The 15,230-nt window shown below is 60.6% G+C and carries 15 protein-coding genes; 8 read left to right on the forward strand and 7 right to left on the reverse strand.

Annotation, left to right across the window (positions count from 1 at the left end):
* Positions 1 to 5: 5 nt before the first annotated feature.
* The gene (locus tag TRL7639_RS07995; RefSeq protein WP_235820283.1) at positions 6 to 509 is read right to left on the reverse strand and encodes a hypothetical protein; all 504 of its coding nucleotides are present in this window, start codon (positions 507 to 509) and stop codon (positions 6 to 8) included.
* A gap of 212 nt (positions 510 to 721) precedes the next feature.
* Between TRL7639_RS07995 and TRL7639_RS08000 the strand changes: the two genes are divergently transcribed.
* From TRL7639_RS08000 to TRL7639_RS08035, 8 genes are all read left to right on the forward strand, one after another.
* Complete coding sequence (locus TRL7639_RS08000) at positions 722 to 1,273, forward strand: YeeE/YedE thiosulfate transporter family protein (RefSeq protein WP_085795196.1); 552 nt, start codon at positions 722 to 724, stop codon at positions 1,271 to 1,273.
* Between the two features lie 3 nt (positions 1,274 to 1,276).
* Positions 1,277 to 1,867, forward strand: a complete 591-nt coding sequence (locus tag TRL7639_RS08005) for a DUF6691 family protein (RefSeq protein WP_085795197.1) — start codon at positions 1,277 to 1,279, stop codon at positions 1,865 to 1,867.
* A gap of 266 nt (positions 1,868 to 2,133) precedes the next feature.
* A complete protein-coding gene (locus TRL7639_RS08010) occupies positions 2,134 to 3,102 on the forward strand; it encodes an XdhC family protein (protein ID WP_085795198.1) in 969 nt (322 codons plus the stop codon).
* Complete coding sequence (locus tag TRL7639_RS08015) at positions 3,099 to 4,112, forward strand: molybdopterin-binding protein (protein WP_085795199.1); 1,014 nt, start codon at positions 3,099 to 3,101, stop codon at positions 4,110 to 4,112. The genes TRL7639_RS08010 and TRL7639_RS08015 overlap by 4 nt, the downstream gene beginning before the upstream one ends.
* A gap of 163 nt (positions 4,113 to 4,275) precedes the next feature.
* Positions 4,276 to 4,761: a (2Fe-2S)-binding protein gene (locus TRL7639_RS08020; RefSeq protein ID WP_085795200.1), complete on the forward strand. Its 486-nt coding sequence runs from the start codon at positions 4,276 to 4,278 to the stop codon at positions 4,759 to 4,761.
* A gap of 104 nt (positions 4,762 to 4,865) precedes the next feature.
* Positions 4,866 to 7,229, forward strand: coding sequence for a xanthine dehydrogenase family protein molybdopterin-binding subunit (locus TRL7639_RS08025; protein WP_085795201.1), 2,364 nt, complete (start codon positions 4,866 to 4,868; stop codon positions 7,227 to 7,229).
* Positions 7,230 to 7,366: 137 nt separating this feature from the next.
* Entirely contained in the window at positions 7,367 to 8,155 is a 789-nt protein-coding gene (locus TRL7639_RS08030; protein WP_085795202.1) for an FAD binding domain-containing protein, read from the forward strand.
* A gap of 50 nt (positions 8,156 to 8,205) precedes the next feature.
* The gene (locus TRL7639_RS08035) at positions 8,206 to 8,607 is read left to right on the forward strand and encodes a hypothetical protein (RefSeq protein ID WP_235820285.1); all 402 of its coding nucleotides are present in this window, start codon (positions 8,206 to 8,208) and stop codon (positions 8,605 to 8,607) included.
* Here TRL7639_RS08035 and TRL7639_RS08040 read toward each other — a convergent pair.
* The 6 genes from TRL7639_RS08040 to TRL7639_RS08065 all read right to left on the reverse strand — a co-directional run bounded on the left by TRL7639_RS08040 (position 8,604) and on the right by TRL7639_RS08065 (position 15,190).
* Entirely contained in the window at positions 8,604 to 9,260 is a 657-nt protein-coding gene (locus TRL7639_RS08040; protein ID WP_207559645.1) for a hypothetical protein, read from the reverse strand. The genes TRL7639_RS08035 and TRL7639_RS08040 overlap by 4 nt on opposite strands.
* A 28-nt stretch (positions 9,261 to 9,288) precedes the next feature.
* Positions 9,289 to 10,689 (reverse strand): selenium-binding protein SBP56-related protein, encoded by a 1,401-nt coding sequence (locus tag TRL7639_RS08045; RefSeq protein ID WP_085795205.1) that lies wholly within the window; start codon positions 10,687 to 10,689, stop codon positions 9,289 to 9,291.
* A gap of 145 nt (positions 10,690 to 10,834) precedes the next feature.
* A complete protein-coding gene (locus TRL7639_RS08050; RefSeq protein WP_085795206.1) occupies positions 10,835 to 11,743 on the reverse strand; it encodes a DUF2950 domain-containing protein in 909 nt (302 codons plus the stop codon).
* A gap of 3 nt (positions 11,744 to 11,746) precedes the next feature.
* Entirely contained in the window at positions 11,747 to 12,982 is a 1,236-nt protein-coding gene (locus tag TRL7639_RS08055; protein WP_085795207.1) for a DUF3300 domain-containing protein, read from the reverse strand.
* A 136-nt stretch (positions 12,983 to 13,118) separates the two neighbouring features.
* Entirely contained in the window at positions 13,119 to 13,709 is a 591-nt protein-coding gene (gene infC, locus TRL7639_RS08060; RefSeq protein ID WP_306456281.1) for a translation initiation factor IF-3, read from the reverse strand.
* Between the two features lie 71 nt (positions 13,710 to 13,780).
* On the reverse strand, positions 13,781 to 15,190 hold the full coding sequence (locus tag TRL7639_RS08065) for an alpha/beta fold hydrolase (protein ID WP_235820287.1): 1,410 nt from the start codon (positions 15,188 to 15,190) through the stop codon (positions 13,781 to 13,783).
* Between the last annotated feature and the right edge of the window lie 40 nt (positions 15,191 to 15,230).

Genomic DNA, 15,230 nt, shown 5'->3' on the forward strand with positions numbered 1-15,230 from the left:
GCGGCTTACTGCAGCTGCTCTTGATTGCACTTGGCAGCGGCTTCAATCGCTTTTTTGGTGCCTTTGAGGTTCACGACAAAGCCATAGTCTTTCTCGGGGAAGACCGACATGACGTATTCCTTGGCCACAGCCTCGATCACGGACGGGTCGTCGGTCAGCACGTAGCCGCCTGAATACCCCTTGGTGATGTTGCCGCGCATGCCGGTGGCTTCGCCGACATAGATCTTGTCACCCAAGACGATGGCGACGGCTTCTTTGTCGCCCTTCTTGATGTTGGTTTCGGCCTGGGTGAAGACGCCGATATAGGCCACGCCGCGATCCGCGGTCAGGCCCATCTGCACCACGTTGCCCAGGTCATCCTTGCTTTCAATCATGCAGGACTTCTTTTCGGTGTCGGCATAGATGTTCCAACCTTCAACCGCGCCGAAGGGTTCGAATTTTTCGGCCTGGGCGGTGGTCGCCAGCATCATGCATGCGGCAGCGGCCAGTTTGGGGATGTGTTTCAACACAGGGTGCGCTCCTGAAAAAGAGGTTTGATCTTTAAAGTTATCTGCGGGGAAAAGCCACGCTTTGCCATATGGTTAGGCCGTATTAAGGTACGCCTTGTCTATGAGTAGCACAACCCCGAGACGTTCCCTGCGTCACTTTGATCTAAATCATTCCAATGTTGGAATGTGTATCATATTTCAGAATCAGAATATGATTTTGGAAAGGAAATCCCATGCAACTGAACTGGAAGGTTGGCGGGCTGCTGCTGGGGCTGGTGTTCTTTGCCGCCGTGTGGCTGGTCAAGCCGATTGGCGTATCGACGCAATTCGTGATCCTGGACGGGATCGTGGCGGATGCCGTGAACCCGGGGTTGGTGACGCAGACCGAAGAGGGCTTTACCTCGACCAACGCCTATCTGGCGAAATCGGGTGGCAAATACGCCAAGGCGGTGTCGAACCCGCTGAACTACAGCTTTGTCTTCGTCATCGCGATGATGATTGGCGGGCTGTTGTCCGCCCTGGCGCGCGGCGGCATCCCGGCGGCGGATCGTCGGGTACCTGCACTGTGGCGGGCAAACTTTGGCGACAGCCGGATCAAGCGATATGTGGCGGCCTTTGTCGGCGGGTTCATCGTGCTCTATGGCGCACGTCTCGCGGGCGGATGCACCTCGGGGCACATGATGTCGGGCATGATGCAGACGGCCGTGTCCGGCTACATCTTTGCTGCTGGCGCCTTTGCTGCGGCTGTCCCTGTGTCCCTGATGCTCTTCAAAAAGGAGGCCTGAGCCATGACCACCATTCTTCTTGCTCTTGTGATTGGCGCAGCCTTTGGCGCCGTGCTTGACCGCGTTGGGGCGTCGAACCCGTCCCGTATCGGGGCCATGCTGAACCTGACCAACCTGAACCTTGCCAAATCGATCCTGCTGGCCATCGGCGTTGGTTCTGTCCTGATGTTTGGCGGTCAGATGCTGGGTCTGGTTGATGTGGGCCACATGTCGGTCAAAGCCGCCTATGCGGGCGTGTTCCTCGGCGGTCTGATGCTTGGCGCGGGTTGGGCGCTGTCGGGGTTTTGCCCTGGCACGGGCGTTGTCGCAGCGGCCTCGGGGCGCAAGGACGCGCTGTTCTTCATCGCTGGCGGCCTGTTGGGCGCCGCGGCGTACATGGTGACCTATCCGGCATGGAAATCCTCGGGCCTTTTGGACGCGATTGCGGGCGGCAAGGTCACGCTTGGTGCGGTGCCCGGTGCGAAATACGACGGGCTGACTGCTTTGCCGGGGGACATCCTGGGGTTGGTTCTGGGCCTTGGCTTTGTTGCGCTGGCCTTTGCCTTGCCCGAGCGACTGACCGGCGCCCCGGCGCAGGTGCAACCGGCCGAGTAACACCGGAACAGGGGGCCCGCCCCGATGGGTCCTCTGCCTGCGGGGCATCCCGTGCTATCCCGGCCCTTTGCGTTTATACATTGCCATGCATTGCTTTTCGCGTTCGAGCGTAGCGAGAGACAGCGAACAAGCAATTCAAGTCAGACGCAAAGGGTCAGGTCGTCCCGCAGTTGCGGCCCGGCGGACCACGCGTTCCCCGCCGGGTCGCTTTTCTTTGCGAAATTTGTCCTTATGTTGTGCAGGCATGACGCCGCAGGAGCCACGTGATGGACAGATTTGACAGTAGCCCCGAGACCGCCCTGGCCTGGCATCGCAAGGGGATTGGCGCGGCCCTGGCGACGGTGGTGCAAACCTGGGGCAGCGCGCCGCGCCGCGTCGGCTCGCAACTGGTGATCGGCGGCGATGGTCGGATCGAAGGGTCCGTGTCGGGCGGCTGTGTCGAAGGCGCGGTGATCGTCGAGGCGATCGAAGCCATCGAAGAGGGCGAGGCGCGGCTTTTGGAATTTGGCGTCAGTGACGAGGATGCCTTTGCCGTGGGTCTGGCCTGTGGCGGTACCATCCGGGTGCTGGTTGAACCGGTCGGCAAGGTGTTGAGCGAGCAGATGCTGGCCGAGCTTGTGGACATACGTGCCGGACGTGATGCGGTGACCTATGAGGTCAACATCACCACCGGTAAGCGGCGGTTGGTGCGCGACGGATATTCCGAGCGGATGCGCATGGATCGGTCCGGGTTCGAAGAAGATGGCGAGACGTTCGTGGCGGTCCATAATCCGCCCCTGCGCCTGATCGTGGTGGGCGCGGTGCATATCGCGCAAGCCCTTGTGCCGATGGCACGGATTGCAGGCTATGACCCGGTGATTGTCGACCCGCGCGAGGCCTTTGCCTCGGATCAGCGGTTCCCGGGTGAGCAGATCCTGCACGACTGGCCGGACGAGGCGGTGGCCAAGCTGGGCCTTGATCCGCGTACCGCGCTGGTGCTGCTGACCCATGATCCCAAACTGGATGATCCCGCATTGCAGGCCGCTTTGGCCGCGGATGTGTTTTACATTGGCGCGCTTGGCTCAACCCGGACCCACGCCAAGCGGGTGGAGCGCATGCAGGCGGCGGGTTTCACGTCTGAGCAGATCGAGTGTATCCACGGGCCCATCGGGCTTGATATCGGCGCTGCAGGTCCGTCTGAGATCGCGGTGGCGGTCCTTGCGCAGATGACGGCCGTGCTGCGGGGCAAGGCATGAAATTCGGACCCGTCCCGCTGGAGCAGGCTCAAGGGTCCATTCTGGCGCATTCGGTGACAACGCCGAAACGGAAACTCCGCAAGGGGATCTTGCTGGAGGATGATCATCTGGCGGAACTGCGCGCCGCAGGGATTACCGAGGTCACGGTTGCCCGGCTGGAAGAGGGCGATCTGCACGAGGATGAAGCGGCGGGGCGTTTGGCAGCGGCCTTGGCCAGCGATCCGCAAGCCGCAGGTCTGCGTGTGACAGACCCTTTCACCGGTCGGGTCAATCTGTTGGCCGATGGGCCGGGCGTGGTCGAGCTTGACGTGTCCGCGATCGAGGCGTTCAACCGGGTGCATCCGATGATCACCGTCGCCACCGTGCCGCAGATGCAGCAGATGACCGACGGCGGCATGGTCGCGACGATCAAGGTGATCTCTTACGCGGTTCCAGAAACGGATGTGATCGCGGCCTGCAACGCGGCGCGGGATGCGGTGCGGCTGATCGCGCCGACCTACAAGACGGCCGGTCTGGTGGTCACCGATATTCCCGGCGGACCGCCAAATGAAAAGGGCATTCAGGCGATCCGAGGCCGGGTCGAGGCTTTGGGAATGGACCTGAGCGACGTGCAGATCGTGCGGCATGACACGGATGAACTGGCCCGGGCCGTTGCGCGCGTCGAAGGCGAGATCGCGATGATCCTGACCGGCTCTGCCACCTCGGACGTGAACGATGTGGCCCCCAGTGCGGTGCGCGCGGCAGGGGGGCAGGTGGACCGGTTCGGCATGCCCGTGGATCCCGGCAACCTGTTGTTTTCCGGGCGGATCGGCACGCGGCCCGTGATTGGCCTGCCGGGGTGCGCGCGGTCCCCTGCGCTGAACGGTGCCGACTGGGTTCTCAGCCGTGTGGCGTGTGGAATCACCGTCACGGGCGATGACATTGCTGCGATGGGGGTGGGGGGATTGCTTAAGGAAATCCCAACGCGGCCACAGCCTCGCTCCAGTACACGGGCGGGGAAACGCAAGTGACGCTGGGTTGAAACCCAGACACACTTGCCCGGCAATAACTCTGCTCTAGGTATAGGAAACTCTCATTTTGACCTAAACCAAACGGTCAAAAATTTTTGTTCTCAAATGCTTGGACCCGTGTTTAACTCTTCCCCAGCTAGATAAGCCAAAAGGGGAGAGACGAATGACACAGGTCACGATGACCGTGAATGGCCGGACTGCCAGCGGTGAGGTCGAAGGCCGCACGCTGCTGTCGAGCTTTCTGCGGGATCACCTGTCACTGACCGGCACACATGTTGGATGCGATACCGCGCAATGCGGTGCGTGCATGGTGCATGTGAACGGCGAGGCGGTGAAATCCTGCAACATGCTGGCGATGGAGGCAAACGGCGCCGAGGTTGCCACGATCGAGGGGCAGGCGGCCCCGGACGGGACGCTGAACACGATCCAGCAGGCGTTTCAGGACCACCACGGCCTGCAATGCGGGTTCTGCACGCCTGGCATGGTGATGTCGGCAGCAGCACTGCTGAAAGACAACCCCAAGCCGACCGAGGCCGAGGTGCGCGAACACCTTGAAGGCAACATTTGCCGCTGCACGGGCTACCACAACATCGTCAAGGCGATCATGGCGGCATCGGGTCAGGACGTGGGCGCAATCGCAGCCGAATAAGCAAGACGCGAATTTCCAGCACGGGCGAATTTGAGGAGATGCGCCCGGAGCTATGACCGGTGGGCTATGGTGCCCAACCCGGTATCCAGGGAGGAGAACAAGCTATGCCCAAAGACAGTGGCATCGGAGCCAGTTCAAAGCGCCGCGAAGACGTGCGCTTTTTGACCGGCGAGGGTAATTATACCGACGACATCAACGTACATGGCCAGGCCCATGTCTATTTCCTGCGCTCGGACGTGGCGCATGGAACCATCAACAGCATCGGAACCGAGGCCGCCGCTGGCATGCCGGGCGTAGTGCGCATCTTTACCGGCGCCGATTTCGAAGGCGTAGGCGGCATTCCCTGCGGCTGGCAGGTGACCGACCGCAACGGCGAGCCGATGCAGGAACCGGCGCACCCGATCCTGGCGCAAGGCAAGGTCCGCCACGTGGGCGACCCGATTGCGGCTGTTGTGGCCGACACGCTGGAACAGGCCCGCGATGCGGCCGAAGCGATTGAACTCGACATTGCTGAACTGCCCGCAGTTGTGGACATGAAGACCGCGGCCGCCGAAGGATCAACCAAGGTTCACGACGATCTGACGTCCAACATCTGCTATGACTGGGTGCTGGGGGAAACCGACGAACAGGTTGTGTCCGACACCTTTGCCAATGCCGCGCATGTGACAACGCTGGATCTGGTGAACAACCGCTTGGTTGCGAACCCGATGGAGCCGCGCGTGGCCGTTGGGGATTACAGCCGGGGCACGGATGAGCACACGCTCTACACCACCTCGCAGAACCCCCATGTGATCCGCCTTTTGATGTGCGCCTTTGTGCTGGGTCTGCCCGAGCACAAGGTTCGTGTTGTGGCCCCGGACGTGGGCGGCGGTTTTGGCACCAAGATCTTCCACTACGCGGAAGAGGCGTTTGTCACCTTTGCGGCCAAAGCCTGCAACCGTCCGGTCAAATGGACCGCCAGCCGGTCCGAGGCGTTCATGTCCGATGCTCATGGTCGCGATCATGTGACCACCATCGAACTGGCGCTGGACGCAGATAACAACTTTATCGGTCTGCGCACCAACACGCACGCCAATATGGGCGCCTACCTGTCGACCTTCTCCAGCTCGGTTCCGACCTGGCTGCACGGCACGCTGATGGCGGGGAACTACAAGACCCCGATGATCCAGGTGAACGTGAAGGCGATGTTCACCAACACCGTGCCGGTTGATGCATATCGTGGCGCGGGCCGTCCCGAGGCGACGTTCCAGCTGGAGCGGGTGATCGACAAAGCCGCGCGTGAATTGGGCGTCGACCCGATTGCCCTGCGTCGTCAGAACTTTATCACCGAGTTCCCCTATGACACGCCCGTTGCGCTGACCTATGACACCGGCGATTACAACGGCACCATGGACAAGCTTGAGGCGGCTGCCGACATCGCGGGCTTTGCCGCGCGGCGCGCGGAAAGCGAGGCCAATGGCAAGCTGCGGGGTCTGGGCGTCAACTGCTATATCGAGGCTTGCGGCATCGCGCCGTCGAACATCGTGGGCATGTTGGGCGCACGAGCTGGTCTTTATGACGCGGCAACCGTGCGGGTGAATGCCACCGGCTCGATCAGCGTCATGGTGGGCGCACACAGCCACGGTCAGGGACACGAGACTGCGTTCCCGCAGGTTGTGGCCGAGATGATCGGCATTGATGAAAGTCAGGTCGAGATCGTGCATGGCGACACGTCGAAGATCCCGTTCGGCATGGGCACCTATGGCTCGCGTTCGCTGGCGGTTTGTGGGTCTGCGATGGTTCGCGCGACCGAAAAGATCATCAACAAAGCCAAGAAGATCGCGGCGCATCTGCTCGAAGCATCGGATGCCGATATCGAGCTGAAGGACGGTCAGTTCACCGTTGCAGGCACCGACAAGTCGGTGGCCTGGGGCGATGTCACGCTGACGGCTTATGTCCCCCACAACTTCCCGCTCGAAGACATTGAGCCGGGGTTGGAGGAGACGGCCTTCTACGATCCGGCGAACTTTACCTATCCGGCGGGCGCCTATGCCTGCGAGGTTGAGGTAGACCCCGAAACCGGCAAGGTCACAGTAGAGCGGTTTGCGGCAGCGGATGACTTTGGCAACATCGTCAACCCGATGATCGTGGACGGTCAGGTGCATGGCGGGATCGGTCAGGGCATCGGTCAGGCGCTGTTGGAAAACTGCGTCTATGACGACAACGGCCAGCTGCTGAGCGCATCCTACATGGATTACGCGATGCCGCGTGCCGACGACGTGCCGTTCTATACCGTGGATCATTCCAGCCAGACGCCCTGCACCCACAACCCCTTGGGGGTGAAGGGCTGCGGTGAGGCCGGGGCGATTGGCTCGCCACCAGCGGTGGTGAACGCGGTGATCGACGCGATGCAGTCGGGCGGCAAGGACGTCGGACATATCGATATGCCGGTGTCGCCGTCCCGTGTCTGGGCCGCTATGAACGGATGAGATGAGAGGGCGGGTGCGAGGATCGTTCATGGTTCGCCATTGGTTCAAGAACAATGGACGATGCCCCTCGCGCTCCCCGGGATATTTTCAGCAAGAGGAAGGGGAAGTTGCCCCGAGCTTCTTGAAGGAGGACCGAAATGTATAATTTCGACTATGAACAGCCCGGCACAATCGCAGATGCGGTTGCAGCACTTGGGGCTGAAGATGCGCAGGCTTTGGGGGGCGGGCAGACTCTGATCCCCACGATGAAGCAGCGTTTGGCATCGCCCAGCAAACTGGTGTCGCTGGCGGCGATTGCCGAGATGAAGGGCGTCTGCGCCGAGGATGGCGCGGTGAGCATTGGCGGCGGGACAACCCATGCCACCGTCGCAGCCGAGGCGGGCGCGCACTACCCGGCACTGGCCGATCTGGCGAGCCATATCGGTGACCCGGCGGTGCGCAATCGTGGCACCATTGGCGGCTCGCTGGCCAACAATGACCCGTCGGCCTGTTACCCGGCCGCGGCCTTGGGGTCGGGCGCGACCATCGTCACCAACGCGCGTGAGATCGCGGCGGATGACTATTTCCAGGGCATGTTCACAACTGCGCTGGATGAGGGAGAGATCGTGACCTCGGTCCGCTTTCCAATTCCGCAAGCCGCGAACTATCAGAAATTCGTCCAGCCTGCCTCGCGCTTTGCGCTTGTGGGTGTCTATGTCGCCAAATACGCCGACAGTGTGCGGGTCGCTGTGACCGGCGCGTCCGAGGAGGGCGTGTTTCGCTGGTCCGAGGCCGAAGCGGCGCTCAGCCAGAATTTCAGCGGTGACGCGCTGGAGGGCTTGAGTGTTGACGCTGATGGCATGATCGGCGATTTGCACGGCTCGAAAGAATACCGCGCACATCTGGTGGCTGTGATGACCAAACGGGCGGTGGCCGCCTGCGGGTAAGCCTTGCAGAAGTTGAAGAAAGCCGCGCGGGAAGCTGCGCGGCTTTTGCCATGAGAGAGCGTGCCATGATCACCGAAATCTGGGCCAGTTTTCGCAGGCTGCCGCTGTGGGTGCAGATCTGGGTTGGTGGGATCCTGATGCCAGTGAACCTGTTGCCATTGGCTTTTCTGGGGCAACCGGGCGGTGTGACGATTGCCGTTTTGGCAATTGGTGGCATGGTTTTGAACCTGCCGATCTTGCTGTTCGAACGGGGGTTTTCGAAAGCTATGGCGTTTCCTCATATCCTGCTTTGGACACCCCTGTTGGGAGTGATTTCTGGGCAGCTGCAAGGCGGGGTCAGTGGCGGCTACCTTCAGGTTTTGGTTTTGCTTGTGATTGTCGACATGATCTCTTTGTTGTTTGATTACGTGGATGCCATCAAATGGTGGCAGGGCGATCGCGAGGTCGCTTAGGCGGGCAGGGCGGTATATATGCCGATGCCGCCCACCAGGATCAAACTGAGCGCCCAGATGGTTTCAAGGTCGAACCAAGAGCGCGACAGGAATTGCAGACCAAGCCAGCGATAGACCGCGACGGCCAACCCGCCGCCAGCGATGATCATCGCAGCCGTGTGAACCACAGCCACGCCCAGTGTCAGCAGCATATTGCGCCCCATCAAGTCCGCCGCTGCGCGGTGGCCTGCGTCAAGCTCTTCGATCCGGCAAAGGCCCAGGTAAATCGGAACCAACATCAGCGCCGCGCCGTGAACCAGCGCCACCAAAAAGGACCACAGCGCCAATTGAGTGGGCGGGACGCGGGACAGAAATCTTGGATGTTTACGCGTGATCAACAGCCAGAGGCCAAGGGCCACAACGATAATGCCCGCCCCTAGCCGGAGATGACGTTCGTAGTCCAAGAGCAGGGACATCAGCGAAAAGGGCAGCAGGATCACCAACATCGCCAGGAAATGCCCAACGGCCAGAGCACCCAAGGCGCCATAAAGCGCGCGGGGGCGTTGTTCCATCAAGGCCGACGAGACCGCCAAGGGCCAACCCATGCCGGGGTTCAACCCGTGATAAAGCCCGCTCAGAACAACGGCCAGCCAAAGGCCAGCCGTTGTCGTCATGATCGTTTCCAATCCTTACGCTCCGAGCTTAGACAGACGGATAGCAGAAGCTGTCGGTCGAGCAATCTCCGCCCTCAAGCCGGATCTGGTGCGAGCGGTAGCCATCGGGGAATTCGACCCAGAAGTTCTCGTCCAGGGTCAACCCGCCGCCTTCGCCCACGTTGGCCATGACCATCGCAGCGCCGCGTTCGCCGGGATAGAACTGATCATCCCATGTGGAATAGAGCGAATTGGTCCAATAGACGCGTTTGCCATCGCGGCTGATCTCGACCATTTGCGGGCCATAGCCAAAGTCCTGACCGTTGGGGTGCTTGGTTTTTTTGACGATGCCGCCGATGTCGACCTTGCCCGCCAGTGTCGGGTTCATCGGGTCGGACACATCGTATTGATGCATCTCGCCGGTGCCCCAACAGGCGACATAGAGGTATTTGTCATCCAGGCTCAGGTCGATGTCGGTGACCAGCGGCGGCACGGCCGAGAACCCTTTGAGCAGATCCGGCAGGTCATCGGGATCGGCCGGTTGCGGGTCGATGGTGATGGTCTTCTTGGCCTCAAACGTTCCATCGTCCTTGCGCCACCAGGTAAAGATCGCGCCTTGCAGGTTGGTGGTGTCGACCACCACACCGCAGAACCCGTATTGTTTCACGGGGTCATGTGCGGGCCGGATTTCCAGCGCCATCTGGTGGTTTTCGCCCAGGTCGATGGTCTGCACATTCTTGCGCGCACGCAAGTCCCAGAAGTGGATCGAATGGCCATATTTGTTGCTCAGCAGATCCTCGGCTACGATGCCGTTTTCAAACTGTGGCGGCAGCCCCCATTCCGAGCTGACCATGTAGTCGCGCGGCAGGTTCCACCAGAAGTCATAGTGTTTGTCCTGCAGGCCCCGGTCCATTTCATAGCGACCGATGATGTCAAAGGTCTCGCAGTCCATGATGAAGATGCCCGGCGGGCCGTCGGTGCCATCAGGGCCACCGCCACCCAGGGTCGAGACATAGATGCCTTCGGGGCCGCAATGGATGGTGTGGGGGCGGGAATAACCGGTCTTGGCGAACACTTCTTCGGGTTCGATGATCTTGTGTATCTTGGCCTCAAGCGGTTCTTTGACGTCGATCACATAGATGCGCGACGAGCGGATGCCGGGGATAATCAGGTAACGCCGCTCCAGAAAGGCGTGACCGGTCAAAGGTGACAGGGCCGAAGAACAGGCGTTCCAGCCGAAGTGGTGAAACTCGTCGCCGATGTTCGGCATCATCACCTTGTGAACGATCTTGCCATAGTCGTCCGACTTCGGGTCCACATTCACCACGGCCAGCCCGTCAGGTTGCGAGAAATCCGGACTGAGCATCAGGGTGAACGCCAGCGTCTCGGGCGGGGCTTCCATCGCCAGTTTGGGCGAGGGGTGAAACGTCGGATCAGGTCTTAAATTCATTCTTGGTCCTCCCATGAAAATTACCGGGGGCGGAACAATGTTCTAAATTTTTGTGCGCTACCGCAATATTATCCCGGCCCGATCATCGTTCACGGGTCGGGTGTTTGGGTCAAGTTAAACCTGCATGTCGGGCGTATCTTTGCCGTTATTCCAGGGCGGCCCAATCGGGACCAGGATCGAACGACGTCAGGGCATGCGCAGCGTCCAGCGTATCTTCGCCCAGATCGGCCTCATAGATGACCCCGTTCTCGCCCACTACAAAGCTGGTGATGCCACTGTTGCCATAGTCTGCAGGCACCGCCAGCATGGCGTGCCCAGCCACCATGTTTCCATTGATCTGATAGTCCATCGCGCCACCGGGCGCATTGTCGGTCTGCCCGGTCAAGATGCGATAGTAGTAGCCGCCAAAGGGTTCGGGGTCCTGATCGTCTTGCCCATCGTTGTAACCATCAAGCGAGGCGATCGCGATCCGTTCGCCAAGCGGGCTGTCGGCATCGGCCCAGAACAGACCGTCCCGACCTTGAGGGGACGACAGAAGTGCACTGGCAAATTCCATCACCCCGTCGCCGTCATGATCTGTCAGGCGGTATTCGGCCTGGATGTCCACATAGGCCTGCAGCATCTCGATGGTTTCCAGCTCGTTCAGGCCGATCCGGCGGGCGTGGATCTCATCCTCGCCCGCGACGATGTCGAACGCCCATCCCGCATCTGTTCGTGCAATGGGGATAGGGAACGGCCAGCTGTCTGCGCCAAGCAGCAACGTGACATGCCCTTCATCAGAAGGCAGGAAGCGATAGCCTTCGCCGTACATGTTCAGGATCTCTGCCCGGTTTTGCTGGTCACGGTCAGGATTGCCGGACGACAAAAGCTCTTCGGCGTCGTTTCCGAACACAGACAGCAGGGCTTGAGTGTCCTGGGCGGCGACGGCCGTCATCATCGCATCCAGCGCCTCTTGCGGAGAGGCATAGTCGGCCGGGTCTTCAGCTGCGTGCAGGGGCATTGCCAGGGTCAGGGCGAGTGCGCCGATGGCGGTGGAAAACGTTCTGGTTTTCATGACTTATCTCCTCCGTCCACCACCACGGGATGCGTGACCCCGTGCTGCGCCTGCGTTGGCGCGCTGGCCAGATGACGCGCGCCTTTGCATGGCCGCGCCCCGGTTGCCGCCACCCTGAGCACGTGGTGCAGCGGGACGGGTTGCCTGTTTGGGGCGCGATTGCACCTTGGCTTTGGCTTTTTGTTTCGACGCGTTTGGTGCCTTGGCCTTGGTCCGGTCCACCGCTTCGCGGCGGGCGTCGGGGCGCTGGACATCGCGGTCGGCACCGGGGCGCGAAATATCGGCAGCTCCGGTTTCTTTGGACAGGCGCTGGCGCATCTCATCCCCGCGGTCGGGTTTCTTGACCGGCATGGTTGTTGCGCCGTCCCCTCGACGCTTGCCGATATCGTCGCGGGCCTTGTCGCGGCGTTCGTCGTCGGGTTTCCACCCGATGTTGTCGCGATCGCCAATGTTCACATCGCCGTCTATGTCAATGTCGATGTCCGGGTTGCGGATGATCGGATTGCCGTTCCAACCGCCGCAGTTGCGACAGCCCCAATAGTCGTTCCAATCGTCATCGTCGTCAAAAATCTCGGAAATCAGCGCTACGGTGGCAAAGGTGATCACCCCCGCTGCAACAGCATCGCCCACGTCCGAGCCGTCGTCGACATAGACCGTCTCGGGTTCGTATTGCGGGACATAGACCACTTCGGGGTCTGTGGGCTGGATGATGATGGTTTCTTCGCCTGCGTCCTGAGTGACCTCCACCGTCTGTTCGTCGCCACTGGCGAGCGTACCGGCCTCTTCGGCGATCTTGCGCATGTCCTGAACCGCGGCCATCACGTCATCGTCCTGGGCCAGCATCGCGGTGCCGATGGTTTCGGTCCATTCGATATGCACCGCCATGTCGGCCAGCACATCGGGAAAGGCGGTGGCCAATACGGCAACGCTTTCGTCCCAGCCTTGCGCCTCGATCTGGGTTTCCAGATCGTCGGCATCCTTGTTGTCCTGCACAAAGCGGTCAGCCTTGACCACCTCAAGCGGGAAGGTGGCCGCCACGAGAACCTGAATGAGCAGCGTGTCAGGATAGAGGGCCACGGGGCCAACCAGCTCTTGCAGCTCTTCCTGCGTCAGCAGGGTTTGTGCCTCTTGGTCGGCAGAGGCTTCGGCCTGAGCCGTGTCCGACGTGTCTTGGGCGATCAAGGGCTGCGGGCCAAGCATGGCACACAACACCGCCGCAGAAATAATGCGGTAGGTCATCCGGTCTCCCCTCCGGCTATGAATATCGAAAGCCTAGGGGAAAGAGCCCTTGAAACCAAATGGTTTTCTGGGGTGAAACGAAAAGCGCCCCGTCGCGGATGCAACGGGGCGCCAGAATTCCATACGGTGCGGTCGCTTACTTTTGCGGCAGCGGGCCGATCATCATGATCATCTGACGGCCTTCCATCTTCGGCATGTTTTCGATCTTGCCGATTTCCTTGACGTCGGCCGCCACACGTTCCAGCAGCTCACGGCCAAGGTTCTGGTGCGCCATTTCACGACCACGGAAGCGCAGGGTCACTTTGACCTTGTCGCCGTTTTCCAAAAACTTGAACACATTGCGCATCTTCACGTCATAATCATGCGTGTCGGTGTTGGGCCGGAATTTGACCTCTTTCACCTCGATGATCTTCTGCTTCTTGCGCGCTTCGCTTTCCCGCTTCTGCTGTTCGTATTTGAACTTGCCGAAGTCCATGATCTTGCAGACCGGAGGGTTGGCATTGGGCGAAATTTCGACCAGGTCCAAACCCGCGTCTGCGGCCATCTGCATGGCTTTGGCGGGGTGAACCACACCGACGTTATCACCATCGGCGCCGATCAGGCGGATTTCGGGGGCACGGATCTTGTCGTTGACGCGCGGGCCAGTGTCGCGTTGCGGCGGCGCGTTGTGCGGTCTGCGGGCTATGGGATCATTCCTTTGGTAGTGGCAGAATTTCGATGTTGGAATTTAGACTGCGTCGGGCTGCTCTGCAAGCGGCATCATCGCTGAAAGCCGCCGAAATCATGTATGTTTTACAGTCAATCATGATGCTCTGCCATGAATTCGCGGAAACTGCGACTAAAACTGTCGTAAGCAGGCGTTCCGGGAAGCAGCATGTGGTTGTCGCCGGGCAGAGTTTGAAACCGCGCTCCGGGGATCAAAGCGGCCAGTCGGCGGCCTTCTTCGACGGGGACACGTTTGTCGCCTTCGGCATGTAGGACAAGCACCGGCACCTGCAGCTGACGCGCCAGATCGCTGACATCGCACCGGGCGTTCATATCGTTTACACGCGCCGCGTTTTCTGGCGACGAGGCGACGCGTTGCAGCTCGTCAAAGCCTTCCTTTTGGGTGGCGCTTGCGCTTGGCATCATCATTTCGGTGAACATGTGCCGAAAGGCAGGCGTGACGGATCCCCATCCGGCGCGAATGACATCGGTTGTGGCGGCGTGCAGAGCCTCCTGATCCGGTTTTCCACGGCGCAGGCTGCCACGGGCATAGCCGCCATACATGACCATGCAGCGAACCCGCTCCGGATGAGCAGCGGCATAGCGCACCGCAAAGGCACAGCCCTGCGATACGGCAAAAACCGCGAACCGTTCCAATCCTGTCGCGTTGACAACAGTTTCGATATCCATTGCCATCGCGTCTTCGGAAATGTCCTCGGCCTCCCAATCGGACAGGCCGTTGCCGCGTTGATCAAAGCGGATGAACTGGTGGGCGCGGGCCATATCCTGCAACATCGGTCCGCGTATCGGGTCGTACCAGTCGTATTCCAGATGGTTGAGCCAGTTGGGCATCTTGAGTACCGGTGATCCCGTGCCCACACGCGCATAGGCAAGTTGAACCCCATCGGGGGCGACGCAGAATTCGATCTGCTGGCTGCGGGACAGCTCTCGGGCGTCGCTGTATCTTTGACGTTCGATTGGTGTCCACTGCCAGACCCGGATTGGGCGCGAGATGTTTTTGACGCTTTGTGATCCAAGATCGGCAAACGCCACATCCAGATGGCTGTGCACCAGTTGGTGCAGCGCGTCCGACAGGCAGACACCGCCCGGTTCCGCCATCTGTTCCAGCCGTGCGGCCACGTTTATATCGTCACCAAAGAGATCGCCGTCCTCGTCCACCACATCCCCGATGTTGATGCCGATGCGGTATTGGATGCGCGTGTCGTGCGGCTCGCTTTCTTCGTGTTTGATCATGCCCGACTGGATCGCCAGGGCACAGGTGACAGCAGCGCGGGGGCTGGAAAACTCGACCATCATCCCATCGCCTGTGGTTTTGACGATCCGACCGTGGGCTTCGGCAATCGTGGGGTCGATCAGGGTTTTGCGATAGCTGCGCTGCCGGGCCAGGACACCGTCTTCATCCGCCTCGATCAGGCGGCTGTATCCGGCCATGTCGGCCATCAGGATGGTGGTCAGGCGGCGTTGAATGACTTGGCCCCTCAATGTCGAAAACGAATGAGGGCAGTCTACACGCAAAACGCCC

The sequence above is a fragment of the Falsiruegeria litorea R37 genome (assembly GCF_900172225.1).
GTDB lineage: Bacteria > Pseudomonadota > Alphaproteobacteria > Rhodobacterales > Rhodobacteraceae > Falsiruegeria > Falsiruegeria litorea.